This window comes from Staphylococcus sp. MI 10-1553 (assembly GCF_010365305.1).
Lineage (GTDB): Bacteria > Bacillota > Bacilli > Staphylococcales > Staphylococcaceae > Staphylococcus.
This window is the reverse complement of sequence record NZ_CP048279.1, coordinates 641,617-663,906: the sequence shown is the minus strand read 5'-3', so window position 1 is coordinate 663,906 and position 22,290 is coordinate 641,617. Positions and strand designations below refer to the sequence as shown.

Here is a 22,290-nt window from a genome sequence, read left to right as displayed (position 1 = left end):
GCCTTACACCTTCTCAACTTCAAATATTTTTTGTTTACGTTCATTTTCAACAATGTCATGCCATGGTTCTTGTTCGACGGCAGCTTTCGCAATCATGACGCGGTCGTATAATTCTTGTTGTTTTTCAGGGTCAAGGACAACCGCTTTAACTTGTTCAAATCCTAAACGTCTCAACCATGGGGCTGTACGTTCTGCATAGTTCGCTGTTTCACGGTAATATTGCATGTACGCACCGCATAATTTAATAACATCATCTTCTGTTGGTACTGTCGTTAAATGTTCAGCTACTTCAACAGTTGTACCACCATTTCCACCGACGTAAATTTGAAAGCCGTTTTCTACACCGATAACACCGAAATCTTTCACACCTGATTCAACACAGCTACGTGGACAACCCGATACACCCATTTTAAATTTATGTGGCGTATCAATATATTCAAATGTCGCTTCCAAACGAATACCTAAACGTGTTGTATATTGCGTACCAAAACGACAAAACTCTTTACCGACACAGCTCTTCACTGAACGTGTTTTCTTCGCATAAGCTGACGCTGAACGCATACCGAGCGCTTCCCAAACTGCTGGTAAGTCTTCTTTATTCACCCCATACAAGCCAATACGTTGAGAACCAGTGACTTTCACTAATGGTACATCATATTGTTTCGCGACTTCACCGAGGCGAATCAATTGATCTGCATCTGTCACACCCCCACGCATTTGTGGAATGACTGAGAATGTACCGTCTTTTTGAATGTTGGCATGGTAGCGTTCATTCGCAAAACGTGATGCTTTTTCATCTTCGTGTTCAGTTGGATACACCATATTTAAATAGTAGTTCAAGGCAGGGCGACATTTTGGACAACCGCCTTTGTTTTTGAAATCCAACACATGACGGACTTCTTTTGATGTTTTGAGTCCTTTTGCGCGAATTTGTGTCACGATTTGGTCGCGTGATAAGTCTGTACATGCACAAATGCCAGTCGGTGCGTTTGCGACAAAGTCATCACCTAATGTATGTTCAAGTAACTCTGCAATTTGGCCTTTACATTTACCACAAGAGTTCCCTGCTTTTGTGACACGTGTCACGTCTGCAACTGATGTTAAGCCTTGTTCTTGAATGGCACTCACAATTTTGCCTTTTGAGACACCGTTACAACCACAAATCGTTTCATCATCGTCCATTTCTGCGACGTTCATCGCATCGACTTCTCCTGCTTTATGCAAAATTGACACGAGCGTATAATCATCAATCGTTTCGCCTTTTTTCATCATATTGTAGAAACGGTTGCCCTCTTCTGTATCACCATAAAGCACCGCACCGACAATTGTACTATCTTGAACGAATACTTTTTTATAAATGTTGTCGACACCGTTAAACATTTCAATGCCTCGCACATCGTCATTTTCAGTAATGCGACCCGCACTAAACAAGTCACAGCCAGATACTTTTAAAGATGTAAATGTGGTCGAACCTTGATACCCTTCAGTTGGGCGTCCCGTAATATGATCTGCCAACACTTTGCCTTGTTCGTATAAAGGCGCAACAAGACCGTATACTTTTGAGCGATGTTCCGCACATTCACCAACAGCATAAATTTTCGAATCACTCGTTTGCATAAAGTCGTCCACAATAATACCACGACCAATGTCTAATCCTGCTGCACGTGCTTCTTTCGTAACAGGACGGATACCGACAGCCATGACCACCATATCTGCATCGAGCACACGGCCATCCGATAAACGAATGCCTTCTACTTGCTTGTCGCCTATAATTTCTTGCGTATTCGCTTGAAGTTCAAAGCGTAATCCTTGTTTTTCTAGGTCCTTTTTCAACAATTCGCCTGCACGACGGTCCAATTGCACTTCCATCAACCATTCTGCTAAATGTACGACCGTCACGTCCATACCTTGTTCGACTAAGCCTCGCGCACATTCAAGTCCTAATAAGCCCCCACCGATGACAATCGCTTTCTTTTTCGTTTTCGCTACTTCTAACATTTTTTCAGTATCATCAATCGTTCTGAAACCAACGACACCTTCTAAACGTGAGCCATCAATTGGTAAAATGAACGCGTCAGAACCTGTTGCGATAATCATTTGATCGTAATCGACGACTTGTCCTTGTTCTGTTTGAACTTGTTGTGCTTCACGATCAATTTTGACAACTTTATCTCCTGTAATGAGACGAATGTGACGCTCTGTATACCATTCATATGGGTTCATAATCGTTTCTTCTACCGTCATTTTATTTTGTAAGATGTTCGATAACATAATTCGGTTATAGTTTGGATACGGTTCTTTACCGATAATCGTAATATCAAAACGGTCTGGATCGCGGTCTAAAATTTCTTCAATCGTACGTACTCCCGCCATTCCGTTGCCGACCATTAATAATTTCGTTTTACTCATCATTATCCTCCTCAAGCGTCGCCAAAAACGCCTTTATTTTCGCCGCATAAGCTTTTGTATGTTGAAGTGACTGTCCCTCTGAACTAATACTGATTTTCATGCCTTGATGTTCAATATCCAGATTGTTATAAAAATCAGATTGCGTTCGATCTCCTGTATGATTCACCCATTGCGTTGGCGCCACATCATCACGGACTTGTTGATTCACTGCTGCATCATCTGTCGCAATGATGATGAGGTCAGCACCATCCAGGTCGCCTCGTTCATAACGTTTTTGAATGAGCTGAATATGTGTCCCCCACGTCTCATTCAAAAAAGCATCATTAAAAGTAGGGCTCACGACTTTGACTTGTCCAGCTTCATCTTTTAATTTTGTGAATTTTCGCCATGCAATATTTCCACCACCAACAATAACGACTGTTTTACGTGTCAGATTTAACTGGATAGGATACATGGTGTCACGCCTCCACTTACCTCAAGTCGATGTACAATCACTTCTTTTAATACCGGGTGAAAATTAATTGCTGTCGTAAAAGTGACGTCACACGGTAAATCGAGTGCGCCTATACGTTGCTTCGTACGCTGGACTAAATAGCCATCATAAAAGAAATACGGAATAATCAGTAACTTCGGCCATTGTTGGGCAAGTTCAGCTAAGATTTTTTCATAATTTAACTTCCCGTAGACCATACACGGATAGCACCGTCGTGTCGTCGTTGACAGTTCGTTAGCGATTGTTTCTAATGCGCTATCAGGTTCATTAAAACGTGCACTGCCATGCGCCAACACGACAACAGCTGTATCTTTCGCTGTATCATCAAGGTAACGTGCAATTTGCGCTACCACCCAATTTTTCATTTTTGGATGTGTGCCGAGTGGCTGTGTCAACTGAAATGTCGTTTGAGGATACATTCGACGCCAATCTTCCAAACTTTCGACAATGTCTTCATAATAGTGTGATGCCGAAAAGAGTAACAATGGCACTAAGTAAAGTTCTATCGCCCCCTGATTCACTTGCTCTTCAATCACTGTTGGCAAACTCGCCGTTTCACTTTCCAAAAATGCAATCTCGTAATCTATCTGTTCCGCTTCAAATAACTGTGCAACAAATTGTGTCAATGTTTCGTTCAGTTGTCCCTTTCTCATCCCGTGGACAACGAAAATCACTTTACGCAACACATCACCCCCTACAGTTGTATTGTAAACGAAAAACCACCTTCAATGTGATAAAATTCACATAAAAATAAAAAAGTAGGGAATCCCCTCTCTTGTATCTTGAGGGAATTCCCTATTCCGTAGCATCATTGTTACAGTTGAATCTATCGGCCCATCATCTTAGTTTTACAACAATGAGATGATTCGACTTGAGCCCATGGTGGTGGTGCGAGTAAATCTTTATTATAACGTTCTGGAATTAAAACTTTCACCATCATTGCACCTTCATCGCCTGTTTCATCTTCAAATGAAAAGAACGTTTCATAACCACGGCGTTCATAGACATCTTTTAACCAACTCATTTTGCGCGCTGAAGTCCCTAATACAACAGCAGGCGCTTTTAATGTATCACGTAAAATCGTTTCTTCCACATACGTCATCATTTGATTGCCATATCCTGCACCACCATAATCCGGGTCTGTCGCAAACCACCAAACAAATGGATATTTAGAAACCGGATGACTCGGCTCCCATGGAAAGCGTATCGACAAGGTTGAAACAATTTTCCCCTCTACTTCGAGCACATAAGCTGCATTGTTTTGAATATTGTCTTGTATCATTTCTAATGTCGCATTAACGGATGGCCAATCAATGCCGACATCTCTTAAAGGTGTAAATGCGCGATGCATCAGTTCATGCAGTGCCTCTGCATCATCTAATGTGGCCATTCTAATATTGACTTGAGACATAGTGTCGCCTCCCTTTTCATTCATATGTGGTTAGATTATCAAAATTTATATTGTATAGAAATTAATACGCTTTACTCACCTTGTTCTATGTTGATAAGTATGCCATTCGATGCTTCTCTTACTATTTTGTCTAAACATAATTTATTACAAGAATGTCTTTTCGTAATCATATCAAACGTCACATAAAAAAAGAGCTGAGGTTTAATGATAGCCCCAACTCTTTCATTGATGTTGTCTATTTATTTTTGTTCAATGCGACGTGAGCCGTTGAAATATGCAAATAACAGACCTACAAATATGCCTCCTCCGATATAGTTACCGATAAATGCGAAGACGATATTTTTCAGAACGCCTAACCAAGAAACTGCATCAAAGTTATAAAAAATCATCCCTACGAATAAGCCTGCATTATAAACGACATGTTCATAACCCATAAACACGAAAATAATCACACCAATCGCAATGAAAAACGTTTTTGACAAGCCTTCTTTAAATTGCATAGAGGCATAAATCCCAATATTGATAAAGAAGTTCGCGAAGATGGCTTTGACTAATATCGCTTGCCATGTCGTTTCAACTGTTTTGGCATCGACTGTAGATGTTAATGCTGCAATCATTTCAGGTGTCATGACTTTAGTGAAATACATTAAAATAAAGAGCACAAATGCACCTAAAATATTACCGATAAAACAAATTGTAAATAACCACATCGTTTTGCCGAATGATACTGTACGATAGTAGAGCCCCACTGTCATATACATAAAGTTACTCGTCAATAGTTCGGCTTGTGTTAAGACGATGAACACTAAGGCAATACTGAATGCCGTCGCCCCCATTAAATTTACAACACCAGGAAGCGCCCCAGCCATTTGTGTCTTCATCGCGAGCATAAAGACTGTGACAATGGTTAATAAAAACCCTGACAACATCGATTTAAGTATGTAACGTGGCATCGCCTTATCCAGCATTACTTCTTTCATCGCAACGGAATGGATAATGCTTTGTACCGTTTCTCGTGATGCATACGTATCCGCAACTGTTTTCGTTGGTTTTTGAATCCCCATAGTTCAACCTCCAATTTGATATTCAACCTTGTTGATTGTTCATGAAATGTCACTTACATTTTACATGAATCTATCCGTCATTGTCATAAAGTTTGTGAAAATAAGTGCAAATTCTTTGTAATTTTAAATCATTTTTTTATTTACAGCCATGTTTAAACGACTACATCAAATAAAAACAGCCAAGTGTCGAGTTATCCAATACTTGGCTGCTGTCATATGTTGCTTTTCTTATAGTAAGCCTAACCATTTCCAATACGTCATACTCATAATTACAACGAGAATGTAACCGACGATTGTAATTGGAATCCCCGCTTTTAAGAAGTCTTTAACAGTAAATGTTTCTGTACCATAAGCGAGCATACTTTGCGGCGAACTCACCGGTAGTAAGAATCCAAAACTGATGACAAATTGTTGGATTAATACGAAACCAATGGCATTGTCACCTAGGCTTAATGTTGATGTTAATGAAATAAAGACTGGAATTAATGCAGATGCTAAACTTGTTGCACTTGCAAATCCTAAATGAATTAAAATGTTAAACAGTGAAATTAATGCAATCGTTGCTACAACCGGCATGCCTTTTAAGCCCATTAAGCCGAACGTTTGGTCACTTAACCATTGTGCTGCTGTCGTTTTTAACAAGACGTTACCTAACGAAATCCCTACACCAAATACAATGATGGTGCCCCAAGGAATACGGTTTTCGACTTCTTTCCAATTCATGACACCAATTTTAGGCGTTAACATAATCGCCAATGCAATTAAAGTAATCGATGACGAATCAATTGGATGTAACACTTTTTCAGTTGACCAAGACACGAGTAATAATAATGAGATGATAATTAAACGCCACTCTGTCGGTTTAACTGGACCAAGTTCCGCCAGTTGCTGTTTAACGAGCTCTGTACCACCTTCAATGGCATCTTGTTCAGGTGGAATGACTTTTAACATGACGAAGTAAAGCACGATAGACATAATGATCGACCACGGTGCAGCATATAAGAACCATTCACCCCATGAAACGTCATGACCGAGTTGATCATTAATAAAGTTAATCGCTACGATATTTTGAGCAGCAGCAGTTTTAATCCCGATATTCCAAATCGATACCGCTTGAACGGCCGTAATGATGAGTAACGCAGCTAATTTACTATTTTTCGCTGCACCAAACGCCGCAATCATACCTAATAAAATCGGTACAACGGCGCCTGCACGTGCTGTAGCGGACGGTACGAAAAACGCTAAAATAATAGATACAAGAATCGCCCCGATAACAATATTTTTCGTTTTATTTCCGACAAACGATAATACTAATAGTGCTAAACGTTTATGTAAGTTCGTCACCTGCATCGCGGTTGCTAAGAACAATGCTGCAGCAACTAACGCGACGGCACTCGTTGAAAAACCACTAAAGGCTAATTTCAATGCATTCCCAGTACCGAAAAGGTCGTCTCCTTTTAACACAGCACCGCCACTTTGAGGATTGCCTAATGCTTGCGTTAAATTTTGAACTGGACTAAATCCGAGTAAGAGTATGATGAGACCGACAATAATCGTTGCAGATACCGGATAAGTAACCGCTTCAGTCACCCATAAAATGACTGCAAATGCCAAAATTGCTAATGCTGCTTTCCCCATAAAAGGTAAACTTGCAGGTGTAGGCATGACTAACACCGCAATGAGTGCAACAAAGCTTAAAATAAACCATAACGGCTTAAATGTTGCTCCTTCTTTTTTCTTTGAAGCTGAAGTAGTTGCCATCTTTGGCTCCCCCTTTTGTGAATTTCTTTACTTACATTGTATCAAGAAAGCGCTTTAAAAAGATACTAATGTTCAAATTTTCACAAAAAATTAATAACTATTGATTCAATTGTATTTTCTGCTCCCCGACATGAAGCCATTGACGTTTAATCATAAAACGATAAATGACAAATGTTACGAATGCAGGTAAGACAAAGTGAAACATGATGATGAGTAGCCATGTATCCAAACTTGCGCCCATCGTATTCACCGTCATAATTTGACCGACTAAGCCACTCGTCCCCATACCTGCCCCCGCAGCATTATTCGTCATTGGGAAGAGAACGGTCATGATTGGGGCGATAATGGCACTCGCTAATGTAGGTGGTACGATAATGAGTGGTTTTAATAATATATTCGGCACTTGCAACATACTTGTCCCGAGACCAATTGAAATGATCCCGCTCACACCATTTTCTTTATAACTCGTTACCGCAAAGCCAATCATTTGGCATGCACAACCTATCGTCGCTGCACCGGCTGCTAATCCTGATAAATCTAACATGAGTGCTAATGCTGCACTTGAAATCGGCGCCGTTAAACATAATCCAAAGATGACTGCCACAAGAATGCCCATCACAAAAGGCTGTTGATCGGTAGAAATCATAATCACTTTTCCAATTTCTAACATCAGTTGACTTAAGACAGGCCCTAAAAATTTCGCAACTAAACCACCTATCATTAATGTCAGTAGGGGTGTGACAATGATATCGATTTTCGTCTTAGCCGCATAAAACTGACTTAATTCTACAGCGATAAGCACCGCAAAAAATGCCCCTACTGCACCACCCGAAAATGTCTCATATCCGAGCATGCCGACAATGACAGCTGCGAAAATAACAAGCGGTTTCCCTTTCAAACCATACGCAATCGCCGCACCAATCGCTGCCCCTGTTAAACTTTGCGCAACCTTTCCAACTTCTACTAAAAATTCTAAGTGGAGATTTGGGAATAACGTTTGCTTACCAATCGTTTGCATAATTAATCCGATAATGAGTGAACTGAAAAGCCCAAGTGTCATATAACTGAGACCATCAATGAACCAACGATAGAGTAATTTTTTCACTGAATTGAACACTTCCAATCTTTGTTATTTTGTTTTGATAAATTTCATATTAACATAACATTGGAATATTTTTGCTTTGAATTTGCATTTTGACATATGGCATTTTAAAATCCAGTTTACTTTCAAGTTTTAGGACAAAAAAAGAAGCCCGAGACTTAAACATCTCAGACCCCTTTATCAAAATTAATAGAAAAAAGCCGACAGACAATTATCTTTCCCAACCCTCTCCCATCATAAATGAAAGATATAATATTGAAAAATACAATGAATATAAACATACGGGACTTGAAATTTTTGATACTTGTCATGTTCTTCATTCATAAGTTATCCCTCATTGAGTCACTGTCTTTAATAACAAATTGCAAAAATGGGCGAGACTCCTGAGGGATAAAATTAACAACTCAATATGATTTCTGCTGTTTAATAGTGGCTACTGTTTAACGCAGTAGCTGTCTGACTTCTCAATGCATCCGCTTTTGAGAAGTCTAGTCAGCCTTGCGGGGGCAGTACCACGAAATCTTTGTTGCACATGAGATTTCTGTACTGCTCCCAAAATCTATCAACGCTTCATCTACAAATATAACAGTAAAATGAAAGCGTTGATTAGTTGAAGGGTCAGCCCCTAGGAAAGCAAGCCCATAAAGGCAATTGTAGAATTTTTAATGATTATCAATGAGGGCTATTTGATTAAAATATATCATCTAAGACAATCAAATTAATATACGTCCCATATGTTCATGCCTATTAATATAAGCCTTTTGTTTCGTTGCTAATATCAATATAAATATTTTTAACTTGTTGATAGTTTTCGATTGCTGCTTTATACGTTTCACGACCGATACCTGATTTTTTGTAACCGCCAAATGCAGCACCTTCAGGAACTTGGTTGTACGTATTAACCCATACACGGCCTGTACGCACATTTTTCGCCACATTTAATGCACGGTTGATATTTGTTGAGAAGACACCACCCGCTAAGCCGTAATCAGAATTATTGGCAACATCAATCGCTTCTTGGTCATCTTTTACTTTAATAACTACTAACACAGGTCCGAAAATTTCTTCTTGTGCTAATTTATCGTCAGCATCGTCCACTTCGATAATTGTCGGCTCAAAGAAGTAACCTTTGTCTAAACCGTTGTCTGTAATACGGTGACCCCCTACAAGAATTTTCGCTCCGTCAGATTCGTTCGCATAGTCAATATAACTTTGTATTTTATCGATTTGTGCTTGACCTGTTTGAGAACCCATTTGCGTTTCCATATCTAACGGGTCGCCCACTTTCACTTTTTTGAATGCGTCAACCAAACGCGGAATGAATTCATCATACACGTTTTCATGAACGATTAATCGAGAGCCTGCACTACATACTTCACCTTGATTAAATAAAATACCTAATTGTGAACCTTCTAAAGCTAAGTCAAGGTTTGCATCATCTAAAATAATGTTGGCACTTTTACCACCGAGTTCTAACGTTGCAGGAACAAGACGTTTGGCACCTGCTTCAGCTACTTGATAACCGACAGCAGTTGAACCTGTAAATGATAATTTGTCGACACCTTCATGATTAAAGATGGCGTTACCTGATTCAGAACCTTTACCTGTAACAATGTTGACCACACCTGCTGGTAACACTTCTTGGAAAATTTTCGCTAATTCAATCAAACTTAATGGTGTTGATGACGAAGGTTGGATCACTACTGTATTCCCTGCAGCAAGTGCGGGTGCCAATTTCCATGAAGAAAGTAACATTGGGAAGTTCCAAGCGACAACTGCACCAACAACGCCGATGGGTTCATGTTGAATGATGCTCATAATGTTATCTTCCATATTGTTGATTGTGCCTTCATCTGTATCTAACACACTACCGAAATATTGATAATGTTTCGCCGTATATGGCACGTCGATACTGCTTGATTCACGGATTGCTTTCCCCGCGTTTAAACTTTCTACATATGCAAAATGATCTTTTTTCTCCATAATTTTGTCATGTACTTGACGTAACATATTCGCACGTTCAGCTTTCGAACGACGACTCCAATCTGGGAAAGCTTTCGTTGCTGCTTCTACTGCTTTGTCTACATCTTTTCCACTTGCTTTAGCGACTTGTGACAATTTTTCACCGTTTGCCGGATTATATACATCTAAATATTCCCCTGATTCTGCTGGAACAAATTCACCGTTAATAAATAAGTTATACTGCGCATCAATATAATCTCTAACATTTACACTCATGTATATTGCCTCCTTATATTTCGACACCATTTTAAATATTCAGATAAAACAATCATTGCAACATTACTATTCATTGCATTTAATGATGTCGTATTCAATATAACTCTAACTGTATTGTAAAGCGCTCTCATAAAAAGGTAAAGTACTTTGACTTATATAGAAAAAAGTATCTTCAACTTCGTATTTACCCACTTAAAAAAGCAAAAAAACAAGCCTTCAATGAAGAAGACTTGTCTACTGGGGAAAAAGAAGTTGGCCTTTACGGCTCATACTTCCAAACGTTATTGTCATGAGACTAATGGAAGACTCATGTTAGAAAATGACTGACACCTTAGTTTAGTAAAATATGGTTAATTCAACTAAACAACCTTAAAAAAGCTTTTAAGAAACTTCATCAATATAAGCTATATGTTGAAGCATCTAACTAGAGTATAAACGATTATGTTCTAGTTGTAAATAGGAAATATTACGATTTATATCCAATCGTGCTTAAGTCTGAGAAAATGTCCCTCCTAACGTACGATGTGCAATCACCTTTTTAGCGATACAATGAATTCAGAACAGTTAAGACATAATATTTAATGGTCGACTGTTCGACTTCATCCAGATAGACATACTTGAAACCCCAATAGACAAACGCTAGATCAAGTATATCCTAAACCTCCTTTTAAGATAATAAAACGAAAGTTGAGCAAAGTCGATGTGTACCCCGCGCATCGGCTTTATTTTTGTTTTAAGTACGTCGTGTCGTTTTATTCGTGCTATGAACAATGGATATTTACGAACTTTCGGGTAGTTGAATGACTTGTAAGGCGTGCTTTAATTCTGTAGCAAGGTCAGCCGTTCGCCATTCTCGAGGGTACCCAAGACATGGACAAAGAAATGTCGTGTTACCGTCTACTAACTGCTTTCTAAAATGCACATGCCCCATCACACTATACGGAATATTAAAATGCTGATACAACGGTTTAAAGTCGCTTGTCCCTATAAAGCCGTTAAAGAAGTCAAAAATACGATGCGGTGTAGGAACAGTAAACTTCGGATGGGTCACGACATGTGTCACTAAAATCACTTGAAGGTCAGCATAAGCCGCCAAATCTTGCCATACTTCAGCGGCAAAATATTGAGAAAGCTGTGGATCAGACACACCAAAAAAAGTATGCACTTTATCTTGCCAAGTCGCACCATAATGCTTCCCTTTTGCTAACTTGTCATACGTAAATCGATCAGCGGCAAAACTATAATCATACCAGCCAATATGTCCTGCAACCACATAATCGCCGACTTCCACAGGCGTCCCCATCAAACATTGCGGGTGGTCTTGATACAATCGCAATATCTCTGCTGTCGTCAAATGTTCATCGGGTTGTCGCCATAAATCATGATTCCCCGGTACAAAGTAAATCGGAATCGCCACCTGTGTTGTCAGTTGTGTTATAAATTCAAATGTCGTCGAATGATGGTTAGAAATATCACCCGCAATGATGAGCATGTTCAATGCTTCTTGATCAGTGAGACGCACTACCGCTTCAAGATAATCTTGCATCGTTAACTGTTGATGTCGATCAAAATGCAAATCTGCTATCGTTCCTATTCTCATCAGTCGTCCTCCTATCTTTCCCATTATCTCAAAAGAAACGATAACCTGTGTAGTCGAATGCTTTACAACTTGATTTCAATATAGTCGTCTACGTAGCTAAACATGCGTGTGTTTTGAAAATAACCATGCCATATCAGCCTTAAAGAAATCATATAAGTAGGTATTTTTTCTCTTATATAAACGAAAGTATGTAGTGATAAAATCCCTTGCTGTAGTTGTAAAGTTAATTTATTAGCCGTATATATTCTTATAGCCTATAATTCGAATTATAACGATTTAAGGTTTTTATCATATTAGTCCGTCTTTAATTGATTTTTCTTTCAATATATTAAAAGAAAAATTATTTGGTAGAGCCTCTAATTCAATAAAGGATAATGGGCTTTCAATGACTAAGCCTCCTTGATGATTATTAAATACCCCCTGAGATGGTATCATCCATGCTATTTTTGCCATTTAAATACACCCTCTTACTATAATGAAATATATAATACACCAAAATTGAGTCGTACAAAGTTAGAATATTTTTAAACAATTTTCCAATTTTTATTTAGTTGGGTGTTCATTTGCAAAAACAGGAAATATTAAGCTTTTGAATAGTCATTGTGCATAAGCTTAAACGAACTTAGTGTAAACCACTTATCCATATGATAACACGAAAAAAGGGGATTCAGCTGTAAAAATCGTCCTCAAATATATAGAGTATGAACATTTTAACTTCTGCCTTTCAATGTCTTTTGATTGAAAGAGTAACCCGAGACTTTTGAGAATTCTACTCATTCTTGCGAGGGGAGACTCAACAATCTACATGAATCAATACACAAAAGCACCAAACAACAAACGTTGCCTGATGCTTTATCATTCGAACTTTACAAAAAGCGCAATCATCTATTAAAGTCTCCTCAAATCCTCGCTTCTGCATCCTTTTATGCCGCAACACTTTTGGCATAATCATATAAACGTTCTGCATCTTTTAAAGACACATCATCAAGCGTACGATAACCTGATCTCAAATCAGAAATCACACCCTGACTGACACCTGTGTGAATGTAAATATCGTAGCAAGTTTGGTTAGAACGGATTAATCTTAATATAGATTCTCTCATGTTTAACACATCCTTTAATCATTACTTCTTCCTTACTTTCATTATACCCCTTATTCGCAAAATCACCACACTTTTGTGATGTTTTTCACATAATCATCACAATTGCGTATCGACACGTATTACACCTGAAATTCAAACTTGATACTGTTCACAAATAACGATAAAACCTCAATTCTCTTGCTCTTTAATCACCTTCATTACGCACATATACATATATAATTTTACACAATTATTATTTTACACTTTATCTATGTTTGAAAATTGATAAAATTTAAACTTTAAATCTTTCACAAATATGCCATATTAGAAAATTTACTCAGATACTTTAATATTTTAAAGTGAAATAGAACTAAAAATCTCTTTTATACCAGTTCTTTTATATACACTATATTTTCACAATCTATATATTTTTGTTTTCAAATAATTATTTTCACGCAATGATGCATATTTCACTTCCATGTAAGGGCTTGCATAAGCGAAACGAAGCCCTTAGAATGGTGGTTGTTTGGAATAGCTATCTAAATTAAAAACATAAAAATAAAAGAGAGAAGGAACTAACATGGATTTTATTTTGGGAATCGGGACATTACTCGTTGTTTTACTTGCAATGACTTTATTCTTAAAATTTGCCCCGAATGGTAAAGTCAGTTTACAAGCTTTATCCGGCGCTGCTTGTGCTTCATTTTTACCGGAAGCATTCTTAAAATACGCAATCGGTGGCGTGTTTCACTCAGAATATTTTATTAAGTTAGGGGATGTTGCTGGAAGTTTAAGCGGTGTTGCAGTGGGGATTCTCACTTGTTTAAAGTTCGGTATTAATCCTGTGTTCGCTGTTTTAACAGGACTCGTTCTATTTGATTTTAAACTATTGCCTGCTTTTATTGCAGCATATTTCGTTGCTTTCGGGATTAAAGCGCTTGAAAAATATGTGCCTGAAGGGTTAGACCTGATCGTGGTTATCTTATTGTCTCCTGCCATTGCATACGGTATTGCGTCTATCGTGTCACCTAGTGTCACTGCCGTATTGAAACAAATCGGTACTGCGATCACAGCTGTAGGTGATCATAATCCATATGCCCTTGCACTTGTTATCGGTGCGATTGTACCCGTTGTAGGTATGACACCTTTAAGTTCAATGGTTTTTACAAGTTTATTAGGACTCACTGGTATTCCAATGGCTATTGGTGCGCTCGGTTGTATGGGTAGCTCATTTGTCAACTTTATGATGTTTAGAAAACTTAGAATCGGCAATGCAGGAAAAGCCTTTGCAGTTGCTGTCGAACCATTAACTCAAATCGACACTATCGCAAAATATCCAATCCAGCTGTATGGTACGAATGCGGTCGTAGGGATGGTCAATGGCTTATTTATCACATACATGGGTATCGTTGTGAACCAACCAGGAATGGCTACACCTATTGCCGGTCCGATTGTAGCGTTAGGCTTTAATGAAGTCGTACCTACCGTGATTACGATTGTAGTCGTAGCGATCATTAGTATTATTATGAGCTTTTTCATCGGCACATTCATCAGTAAGAAACGACCAACTCTTGACATTAAAGTGCCTCATGTTAATCAACAAACAAATTAAGGAGCGGATGAGTTATGGCACGTACAAAAGATTACCAAAGTGCGTTTGATATTATCGGCCCAGTCATGATGGGGCCATCGAGTTCACATACGGCAGGTGCAGTGAAAATTGGTCAGGCCGCTCGTGCTGTCCTTGGTGATACACCTGAGAAAATCGTTGTGAACTATTACGAATCCTTTGCAGAAACACATAAAGGTCACGGCACAGATTTAGCGATTATCGGTGGCTTATTAGGTTTTAGTACATTCGATTCTCGTATTAAAACATCGACAAAAATTGCAAGAAGTGAAGGCATTGACTTTGACTTTATCGAAAAATCAGGTTCAAGTTTAGGTGAACATCCAAACTGTGCAGTCATCGAAATCGATCACGGTGACCGTCATGTCGAGTTGAATGGTATTTCAATTGGCGGTGGTGCATTCAAAGTGAAAAGTATTCACGTTAACCAAATGTGTATTTTGATGGCGCATACACCCCCTATTCTTGTCATTGATGGGGAATGCAAAATTGCAGAAGTCAATCATTTAATTAACGATTTAATCGACCATGAAGTCGACATCAATGAAGAGATTAAAACGATGACAAAAGGCCATTGCTTACTTGCCTTACATTTGAATAAACCGATGAAAAGTGAACTACTTGAATCAATCAAAGAAAAATATGCGTTTTTAAACTTTTCATATATAGAATAAATTGGAGGGACTCCCATGTTTGATACGATGAAAGAATTAATCGACTATGCGACTGAAAATAACACAACTTTTTCAGAAATTATGATTAAACATGAAATGGAAACACGTGGTATGACGCGCGAAGAAGTCATGGACATGATGCAGCAAAACCTTGACACTATGCGTGAAGCTGTTCAAAAAGGTACGACAGGTGAAGGGGTTAAAAGTGTGACAGGTTATACTGGTCAGGATGCGATTAAAGTCCACAAATATAACCAAAACAATAAAGCCCTTTCTGGATATGATATGATGTCAGCTGTTGAAGGTGCGGTAGCTACTAATGAAGTTAACGCAGCAATGGGCATTATTTGTGCGACACCGACTGCCGGTTCTTCAGGGACTATTCCAGGGATACTGTTTAAACTAGAACAATCACACGACTTAACAAATGACCAAATGATCGAATTTCTATTTGCTGCCTCGATGTGCGGTATGATCATCGCCAATAATGCTTCGGTCGCTGGTGCTACAGGTGGCTGTCAAGCAGAAGTCGGTTCAGCGTCTGCAATGGCTGCCGCTGCTGCTGTACAAACATTCGGTGGTACGCCAGAACAAGCCGGACATGCACTTGCGATTAGTATTAGTAACTTACTTGGTTTAGTTTGTGACCCTGTCGCAGGTTTAGTAGAAATTCCTTGTGTGATGCGTAATGCGATTGGTTCAGGTAATGGTCTGATTTCAGCTGACCTCGCACTTGCCGGTGTTGAAAGTCGCATTCCAGTAGATGAAGTCATTGAGGCTATGGATAAAGTAGGTCGTAACCTTCCTGCATCATTACGCGAAACAGGTTTAGGTGGTCTCGCTGGTACGCCAACAGGTGAAGCAATTAAAGCTAAAATCTTTGGCGATTCGGAACGATCCGAAGTGTTCTCTTAATATGGTATAAAAAAGCTCGAAGTGAGATGACAACTGTTGTCTTAACTTCGAGTTTTTTGATGTGAATAGTCAATGATGTTAGTGAATATTTCAGGTTGTTGTGCACATGACATTTCGGGTTAATACACTTGCATATCACATTTCATTTTTTGAACTTGTGTATCACTTTTCTTAGTTTACACAATGGATTACTATCTTGGGCTCGCGTTCCTAGGCGCCCCTAGGAACGCGAAGCCATGATGGCAATCAAAACCACAATTCGTAGGAAAAGGTCAAGTTACACAAAATACTGCATCAATAGCATTAATAATCTTTATGTCCCATCAACCATTTTATAATTCAATTTATTTACGAACTAACCGTTTCTTTCCACTTTCATCTTCTGGTTCTTCTTTAACGACAAATTGACGTTCTTGATGACGGTCTTCTTGCCGCCTTTCTTGCAAGTGGAAAACGACAAAATGATAAATAAAGAACAATATCAATGCGAGCGATATCGATTGCATGAACAAATATTGCCATGTGCCAGCAATCAAATACGTTTCTGCAATCGTTGTCGAGATGACCATTCCAAAAAACAATACCATTAATTTTTTTAGCATCGAACTCATCCCCTTTGGTCGCGACAGTCGCTAGATATCTCTTTACACGCTACTCATGACATGAACACTGAATCGACAGTTACTTTTTACGTTGTTGATATTGATGAAAGTCTATCACATTTTCATACTTTTCGCTTGAATGATTTAAAATATTCTCAAATTCTTTTGATGTATGACCTAAATACAACCAACTTCTCATATGATTCAACATCTCATCAAAGAGGACCAAACCAGTTGAGAAGGCATCTTCATCTAATACATCGTCTTCAATCCATGCTTCAAACACTGGTATAAAATCATGAGGCTCACTGATATGCTTTAACAGTAATAGTAATTCTGTTCCAAGTTCTTCAGCCTCTATGTTGCGTTCGATAAAATCCATGTATTCATTCTCAATAAAATGGTCTTTTACCCATTCAATGATACGATCACATTGCTCAGGGTCAATCCCATAAATTCGCTTGCTATATGTCAGCATCTCTTCTTTTGTTTCAGGTAAATAATATGTCACCTCTTTCGCAATTTCTAGCATATGTGTCCGATCGAACTGAAAATCTATATGTGTGATGGTACCATCTTTAACTTCATAGTTTTTGAAATCAGGATTCACTTCTTCTACTAATCCAAGCCAGTCTTTCAATGCGTCCAATGTTAACGATTGGTCCATATATTTTTGGTAAACCACTTGGAGCTGCTCAAACGGGAGTGAACCGTATAATTCTACACTTGCAATCAATAAACGATACCTGTCAGACAGTTCTTTCAAAGTTTCATCTGTTTGAACCGCTTCTTTCATTTTCGTATCAATCTCATGAGGAATTAAAATTTCGCCCGTGTCATCAACCATCTTCATCGGTTTATACATCAAAAATGACTGAGGGACATCCAGCGTTGTTTCGAAAGGAATGCCTGCTTCAATCATTTGCTGTGTCAATACGAGTAGTAGTTGATGCGCCCGACTCATGTGTTCAGCACATTCTCGAATATGCTCAGGTGTTACTAAATGTGTAATAAAATGAATAAGTAACTCTGATTTATTCATGCCAGAGTACCCTGTGATACCATGCTGCTTACATAACGTCTTAATGTCTTCAACAGTGTAATGATCTAATAGCGCAACAATACTTCTTTCTTCATCCTCTTCTCCTAATGTCAACGCTATCACTTCATGGAGTAATTCGTCTTGTTCGTCTTCAGTTAAGTTAGAAAAAAACGCTTCAAATTCTTCATCACTATATCTCATCATTTTCACCTACTCATGTCATTTTGGTTATCATTATTGTATCCGTAAATACATGAATTGTGAAATTATTTCTTATCATGACTTATATGATTTGTGTTCTTTTCTATACATTCCAAATTTTTACCTTTTTGATTTTGGATTAAGGGCATCTTTTAGTCCTTCACCGATAAAGTTAATACATAAAATTGTGACTGTAATAATGAGTGCAGGTGGCATCCAGATCCACGGCTTGCTTCTTAAAATGTCGCCTTCTTGTGCATCTGTTAACATGTTCCCCCATGTCGGCACACTTTTACTAATCCCAAACCCGAGGAAACTGAGTCCCGCTTCGGCAACGATTTGTACGGCAAATACGAGTGTCGCTTGTACAATAATCACACTTAAAATGTTCGGTAATAAATGCTTAAATAAAATTTTATACACAGGCGTTCCGATTGATTGTGCGGCCAAGAAATATTCATTCTCTTTTTCTTGCATGACTTTACCGCGGACGATCCTCGCGATACCAACCCAAGATAAGGTGATGAGTACTAAACCTAAAACAATCGCTGAACCGTATTGATTTTCGATTTTACCACTGAACGTCGCATTCAACACGACCGCAAAAGGAATGAATGGGAATAGCATAACAAACTCTGTAAAACGCATGAGCACTGTATCGACCCAACCACCGTAATAACCCGAAATCATCCCAATCAATACGCCTATTGTCATCAAACCAATAGAAGTAAAAAGTCCAAATAATAGCGATACGCGGCCCGCATACAACAGTCGGCTTAAAATATCACGTCCACCAGAATCTGTACCGAGCCAATGTTCCGCTGACATATCCCCTTTAATCAATACTAAATTTTGTAAGTTCGGATCATAAGGGGCAAGGAGTGGTGCTAAAAACGAAATGACCGCAATACATCCGAGAACGATTGTAGCAACCATAGCCGGTTTGTTTTTAAGAAATTTCTTACGGGCAATCGTCAGTGGTGATTTACTTTTTGCTTTTTTTAATTTATCCATCAATATCCCCCCTAATTACTCTTAATTCTCGGATCGACTATGCTATACGTAATATCTGAAATTAAGTTAGCCAATAATCCTAAAAATGAGAAGAATAGTAAGAGTGCCATCATCAATGGGTAATCTTTACCACTAATTGCATCAATGAGGAGCTTCCCGATACCTGGATATGAGAAAATCGTTTCTGTAATGACTGCACCACCAAAAACGGATAATACATCTGCACCAAAAAACGTCACAATCGGAATAATAGAGTTTCTTAAAATATGTTTATTATAAACGGTAGACTCTGATAAACCTTTCGCTCGTGCGGTACGAATATAATCTTTACGCGCGTTTTCGATAATATCGTTACGTAAAAATTGTACATAGCTTGCTGTTGATAATAAGCCGAGCACTGTTCCTGGCAAAATCGTATGATAAATTTTGCTAATATAATATGCTGCTGAGCCAGGTTCAACCCCGAGCGCTACGGAACCTGAAAAAGGAAAGAGTCCAAGTTGAAACGCGAAAATATAAATGGCGAACACCCCTGCAACAAAAGAAGGGATAGCCAGCATTAAATAGTTTAAAAATTGAATACTGTAATCAGAAAGACTGTACGGCTTTCGTCCTGATAGTATCCCGAGTGGAAAAGCAATAAGATATGTAATAACTAAACTTGTGACGCCTAACAAAATCGTATTCGGCATACGCTCCTTCACTAAATCCATGACCGGACGTTTGTAGCGAATGGAATCTCCAAAATCACCATGCAGTACACGTTCGCCCCACTTCATGTATTGCACTGGAAGCGGATCGTTTAACCCTAATCGTTCACGTTCTTGTTCATAATATTTTGCACCAGCTTTTGGATCCATATTGCCTGAAAACGCATCACCTGGTTGTAATTTAGAAATTGTAAAAATAACAACCGACATTAAAATGAGCATTGGAATCATTAATAAAATACGTCTAATAATCAATGTTGTCATTTGGCCGCACCCCCATTTTCTAATAAGACACACGCTGCATAATGTTTGTCACTGACTTCCACTGATGGCGGCTTGATTTCAGCACATCTCGCTTCAGCCACTGGGCATCTCGTATGAAATGGACAACCTGATGGCGGATCACTCGGTGACGGCAAATCGCCCTCTAGCAAAATTCTTTCTTTTCGCTTACGAGGATCAATTTCAGGTATGGCCGAAATGAGTGCTTTCGTATAAGGATGGCTCGGATTTTCATAGATCGCTTCAGCAGGACCTTGTTCTAAAATATGGCCTAAATACATCACACAAATATAGTCACTCACATGTTTGACAACACTTAAATCATGCGCAATAAACAAATAGCTAAGTCCAAATTCTTCTTGTAATTCTGCCATAATATTCAACACTTGAGACTGAACAGAAACGTCTAACGCACTGACCGGTTCATCGGCGATAATCAACTTCGGCTTAAGCGCTAATGCACGCGCAATCCCTACACGTTGTCGTTGTCCACCTGAAAATTCATGTGCATATTTGTAATAATCCGCTTCATTGAGTCCGACACGCTTCAACAAGTCTTTCACTTCATCTTCAATGTCTTTTTGTTTTTTATGGTAATAATTACGAATCGGCTCACCGACAATATCTCCCACCATTTGCATCGGATTCAGTGACGCATACGGATCTTGGAACACCATTTGAAAGCCTTTACGTGCTTCTCTTAATGCGCGTCCTCTAAGTTTCGTAATATCTTGACCGCAAAATTTAACCTCACCTGAGTGGGCTTGTTGTAATCGTAAAATCGTACGCCCTGCTGATGATTTACCACAGCCTGACTCACCCACTAACCCGACTGTCTGACCTGCTTTAATGGCAAAAGAAATGCCATCCACCGCTTTCACTTCACCAATCTGACGCTGAAATATGCCCCCTTTAATCGGATAGTACTGCTTTAAATCATTCACTTCTAAAATGTTTTCACTCATGCTGTCCGACCCCCTTCAGTTGTGTTTCACTTCGATATAAATGACAAAACACTTGATGTTCATCTGCCACTTGAATGCCACTCACATCTTGTATTTGACACATTTCCATCGCATGTGGACATCGATTGACGAAACGACAACCTTGTTGTGGCAACTCGACTAAGCTCGGCACAGAACCTTGAATCGTCTCAAGCGTCTCTTGTTGTACATCCAATCGAGGTATCGCTTTTAAAAGCAACTGTGTATAGGGATGTTTAGGGTGCGTAAAAATTTCTTCTACAGGTGCGAGTTCTACAATTTTTCCCGCATACATGACTGCTACACGATCACACACCTCTGAAATCACGCCTAAATCATGTGAAATAAAGATGACACCCATATGTGTTTCGGCTTGTATGCGTTTTAACAGTGCTAATATTTGCGCTTGTACCGTCACATCGAGTGCGGTCGTAGGTTCGTCAGCAATGAGCAGTTGAGGTGCACATGAAATCGCCATCGCAATCATCACCCGTTGACGCATCCCACCTGATAATTGATGGGGATATTCATCAATGACTTTATTCGCACGCGGAATTCCAACATCTTGAAGCAATTGAATCGCCTTAGCCCGTGCTTCATTTTTCGAAATTTTTAAATGCAACATAATCATTTCCATCAACTGATTGCCGATTGTAAAAACAGGATTGAGCGAGGTCATCGGTTCTTGGAAAATCATTGCTACCTCGTTCCCCCGTACTTTGTTGAATGCTTCATGCGACATGTTATCGATACGTTGACCTTTATAGTGCACTTCACCTGAACGAATCGTCGCAATTTTTTCAGGTAATAAATTTAAAATGGATAAACTTAATACAGATTTGCCAGAGCCCGATTCTCCTACAATACCTAATATTTCTCCTTCTCTAATGTCTAAATGAATATCAGAAATCGCATCGTACTGTTGTCCCTCTATCTCAAATGCGGTAGATAAATTTTTGACTTCTAACAATTTGCTCTCATTCATTGTTTCACCCCTATGACCATATCAAAAATAAAAACTGCGTTATCCTCTTTTATTTTCGTTTAAATATAAGAAAAGGGGACGGACGTTCTCCG

20 protein-coding genes are annotated in these 22,290 nt (G+C 38.9%); 3 read left to right on the top strand and 17 right to left on the bottom strand.

The window, feature by feature from the left end:
- Nucleotides 1-3: 3 nt before the first annotated feature.
- From nirB to GZH82_RS02815, 11 genes are all read right to left on the bottom strand, one after another.
- Complete coding sequence (nirB, locus tag GZH82_RS02865) at nucleotides 4-2,409, bottom strand: nitrite reductase large subunit NirB (protein ID WP_162681228.1); 2,406 nt, start codon at nucleotides 2,407-2,409, stop codon at nucleotides 4-6.
- On the bottom strand, nucleotides 2,402-2,863 hold the full coding sequence (locus GZH82_RS02860; protein ID WP_162681227.1) for a precorrin-2 dehydrogenase/sirohydrochlorin ferrochelatase family protein: 462 nt from the start codon (nucleotides 2,861-2,863) through the stop codon (nucleotides 2,402-2,404). Before GZH82_RS02860 ends, nirB begins: the two co-directional genes overlap by 8 nt.
- Nucleotides 2,845-3,588 carry a sirohydrochlorin chelatase gene (locus GZH82_RS02855; protein ID WP_238989625.1) on the bottom strand — a complete coding sequence of 248 codons (744 nt, stop codon included), beginning with the start codon at nucleotides 3,586-3,588 and terminating at the stop codon, nucleotides 2,845-2,847. The genes GZH82_RS02860 and GZH82_RS02855 overlap by 19 nt, the downstream gene beginning before the upstream one ends.
- Nucleotides 3,589-3,728: 140 nt before the next feature.
- Nucleotides 3,729-4,313 (bottom strand): GNAT family N-acetyltransferase, encoded by a 585-nt coding sequence (locus GZH82_RS02850; protein WP_162681225.1) that lies wholly within the window; start codon nucleotides 4,311-4,313, stop codon nucleotides 3,729-3,731.
- Nucleotides 4,314-4,552: 239 nt separating this feature from the next.
- Nucleotides 4,553-5,377: a formate/nitrite transporter family protein gene (locus GZH82_RS02845; RefSeq protein ID WP_162681224.1), complete on the bottom strand. Its 825-nt coding sequence runs from the start codon at nucleotides 5,375-5,377 to the stop codon at nucleotides 4,553-4,555.
- A 228-nt stretch (nucleotides 5,378-5,605) separates the two neighbouring features.
- Complete coding sequence (locus GZH82_RS02840; RefSeq protein WP_162681223.1) at nucleotides 5,606-7,138, bottom strand: SLC13 family permease; 1,533 nt, start codon at nucleotides 7,136-7,138, stop codon at nucleotides 5,606-5,608.
- A 97-nt stretch (nucleotides 7,139-7,235) separates the two neighbouring features.
- Nucleotides 7,236-8,243 carry a PTS sugar transporter subunit IIC gene (locus tag GZH82_RS02835; protein ID WP_162681222.1) on the bottom strand — a complete coding sequence of 336 codons (1,008 nt, stop codon included), beginning with the start codon at nucleotides 8,241-8,243 and terminating at the stop codon, nucleotides 7,236-7,238.
- 744 nt (nucleotides 8,244-8,987) lie between these two features.
- A complete protein-coding gene (locus GZH82_RS02830) occupies nucleotides 8,988-10,478 on the bottom strand; it encodes an aldehyde dehydrogenase family protein (RefSeq protein ID WP_162681221.1) in 1,491 nt (496 codons plus the stop codon).
- A gap of 778 nt (nucleotides 10,479-11,256) precedes the next feature.
- On the bottom strand, nucleotides 11,257-12,078 hold the full coding sequence (locus tag GZH82_RS02825) for a metallophosphoesterase (protein ID WP_162681220.1): 822 nt from the start codon (nucleotides 12,076-12,078) through the stop codon (nucleotides 11,257-11,259).
- 288 nt (nucleotides 12,079-12,366) lie between these two features.
- Nucleotides 12,367-12,531 (bottom strand): hypothetical protein, encoded by a 165-nt coding sequence (locus GZH82_RS02820; RefSeq protein WP_162681219.1) that lies wholly within the window; start codon nucleotides 12,529-12,531, stop codon nucleotides 12,367-12,369.
- A 470-nt stretch (nucleotides 12,532-13,001) separates the two neighbouring features.
- Nucleotides 13,002-13,181, bottom strand: coding sequence for a hypothetical protein (locus GZH82_RS02815; RefSeq protein WP_162681218.1), 180 nt, complete (start codon nucleotides 13,179-13,181; stop codon nucleotides 13,002-13,004).
- A gap of 559 nt (nucleotides 13,182-13,740) precedes the next feature.
- Here GZH82_RS02815 and GZH82_RS02810 point away from each other — a divergent pair.
- The 3 genes from GZH82_RS02810 to sdaAA are packed head-to-tail and all read left to right on the top strand — an operon-like array spanning nucleotide 13,741 to nucleotide 16,379.
- Nucleotides 13,741-14,772, top strand: coding sequence for a PTS sugar transporter subunit IIC (locus GZH82_RS02810; protein ID WP_162681217.1), 1,032 nt, complete (start codon nucleotides 13,741-13,743; stop codon nucleotides 14,770-14,772).
- Nucleotides 14,773-14,786: 14 nt separating this feature from the next.
- A complete protein-coding gene (sdaAB, locus tag GZH82_RS02805; protein ID WP_162681216.1) occupies nucleotides 14,787-15,464 on the top strand; it encodes an L-serine ammonia-lyase, iron-sulfur-dependent subunit beta in 678 nt (225 codons plus the stop codon).
- Nucleotides 15,465-15,479: 15 nt separating this feature from the next.
- On the top strand, nucleotides 15,480-16,379 hold the full coding sequence (gene sdaAA, locus GZH82_RS02800; protein WP_162681215.1) for an L-serine ammonia-lyase, iron-sulfur-dependent, subunit alpha: 900 nt from the start codon (nucleotides 15,480-15,482) through the stop codon (nucleotides 16,377-16,379).
- Nucleotides 16,380-16,723: 344 nt separating this feature from the next.
- Here sdaAA and GZH82_RS02795 read toward each other — a convergent pair whose 3' ends face one another.
- The 6 genes from GZH82_RS02795 to GZH82_RS02770 form a co-directional block, all read right to left on the bottom strand.
- The gene (locus tag GZH82_RS02795; RefSeq protein ID WP_162681214.1) at nucleotides 16,724-16,981 is read right to left on the bottom strand and encodes a hypothetical protein; all 258 of its coding nucleotides are present in this window, start codon (nucleotides 16,979-16,981) and stop codon (nucleotides 16,724-16,726) included.
- A 79-nt stretch (nucleotides 16,982-17,060) separates the two neighbouring features.
- Entirely contained in the window at nucleotides 17,061-18,227 is a 1,167-nt protein-coding gene (locus GZH82_RS02790; protein ID WP_162681213.1) for a hypothetical protein, read from the bottom strand.
- Between the two features lie 117 nt (nucleotides 18,228-18,344).
- Entirely contained in the window at nucleotides 18,345-19,238 is an 894-nt protein-coding gene (gene opp4C / locus GZH82_RS02785; RefSeq protein ID WP_162681212.1) for an oligopeptide ABC transporter permease, read from the bottom strand.
- Between the two features lie 11 nt (nucleotides 19,239-19,249).
- The gene (gene opp4B / locus GZH82_RS02780) at nucleotides 19,250-20,212 is read right to left on the bottom strand and encodes an oligopeptide ABC transporter permease (RefSeq protein WP_162681211.1); all 963 of its coding nucleotides are present in this window, start codon (nucleotides 20,210-20,212) and stop codon (nucleotides 19,250-19,252) included.
- The gene (locus GZH82_RS02775; RefSeq protein ID WP_162681210.1) at nucleotides 20,209-21,195 is read right to left on the bottom strand and encodes an ABC transporter ATP-binding protein; all 987 of its coding nucleotides are present in this window, start codon (nucleotides 21,193-21,195) and stop codon (nucleotides 20,209-20,211) included. The genes opp4B and GZH82_RS02775 overlap by 4 nt, the downstream gene beginning before the upstream one ends.
- On the bottom strand, nucleotides 21,188-22,198 hold the full coding sequence (locus tag GZH82_RS02770; RefSeq protein ID WP_162681209.1) for an ABC transporter ATP-binding protein: 1,011 nt from the start codon (nucleotides 22,196-22,198) through the stop codon (nucleotides 21,188-21,190). Before GZH82_RS02770 ends, GZH82_RS02775 begins: the two co-directional genes overlap by 8 nt.
- Nucleotides 22,199-22,290 lie beyond the last annotated feature (92 nt).

Coding starts and splice junctions, on each gene's coding strand:
- nirB (WP_162681228.1), bottom strand. CDS start 2,409: ATGAGTAAAACGAAATTATTAATGGTCGGCAACGGAATGGCGGGAGTA.
- GZH82_RS02775 (WP_162681210.1), bottom strand. CDS start 21,195: ATGAGTGAAAACATTTTAGAAGTGAATGATTTAAAGCAGTACTATCCG.
- opp4C (WP_162681212.1), bottom strand. CDS start 19,238: ATGGATAAATTAAAAAAAGCAAAAAGTAAATCACCACTGACGATTGCC.
- GZH82_RS02790 (WP_162681213.1), bottom strand. CDS start 18,227: ATGATGAGATATAGTGATGAAGAATTTGAAGCGTTTTTTTCTAACTTA.
- GZH82_RS02840 (WP_162681223.1), bottom strand. CDS start 7,138: ATGGCAACTACTTCAGCTTCAAAGAAAAAAGAAGGAGCAACATTTAAG.
- sdaAB (WP_162681216.1), top strand. CDS start 14,787: ATGGCACGTACAAAAGATTACCAAAGTGCGTTTGATATTATCGGCCCA.
- GZH82_RS02815 (WP_162681218.1), bottom strand. CDS start 13,181: ATGAGAGAATCTATATTAAGATTAATCCGTTCTAACCAAACTTGCTAC.
- GZH82_RS02770 (WP_162681209.1), bottom strand. CDS start 22,198: ATGAATGAGAGCAAATTGTTAGAAGTCAAAAATTTATCTACCGCATTT.
- GZH82_RS02820 (WP_162681219.1), bottom strand. CDS start 12,531: ATGGCAAAAATAGCATGGATGATACCATCTCAGGGGGTATTTAATAAT.
- GZH82_RS02860 (WP_162681227.1), bottom strand. CDS start 2,863: ATGTATCCTATCCAGTTAAATCTGACACGTAAAACAGTCGTTATTGTT.
- GZH82_RS02830 (WP_162681221.1), bottom strand. CDS start 10,478: ATGAGTGTAAATGTTAGAGATTATATTGATGCGCAGTATAACTTATTT.
- GZH82_RS02845 (WP_162681224.1), bottom strand. CDS start 5,377: ATGGGGATTCAAAAACCAACGAAAACAGTTGCGGATACGTATGCATCA.
- GZH82_RS02810 (WP_162681217.1), top strand. CDS start 13,741: ATGGATTTTATTTTGGGAATCGGGACATTACTCGTTGTTTTACTTGCA.
- opp4B (WP_162681211.1), bottom strand. CDS start 20,212: ATGACAACATTGATTATTAGACGTATTTTATTAATGATTCCAATGCTC.
- GZH82_RS02825 (WP_162681220.1), bottom strand. CDS start 12,078: ATGAGAATAGGAACGATAGCAGATTTGCATTTTGATCGACATCAACAG.
- sdaAA (WP_162681215.1), top strand. CDS start 15,480: ATGTTTGATACGATGAAAGAATTAATCGACTATGCGACTGAAAATAAC.
- GZH82_RS02795 (WP_162681214.1), bottom strand. CDS start 16,981: ATGCTAAAAAAATTAATGGTATTGTTTTTTGGAATGGTCATCTCGACA.
- GZH82_RS02850 (WP_162681225.1), bottom strand. CDS start 4,313: ATGTCTCAAGTCAATATTAGAATGGCCACATTAGATGATGCAGAGGCA.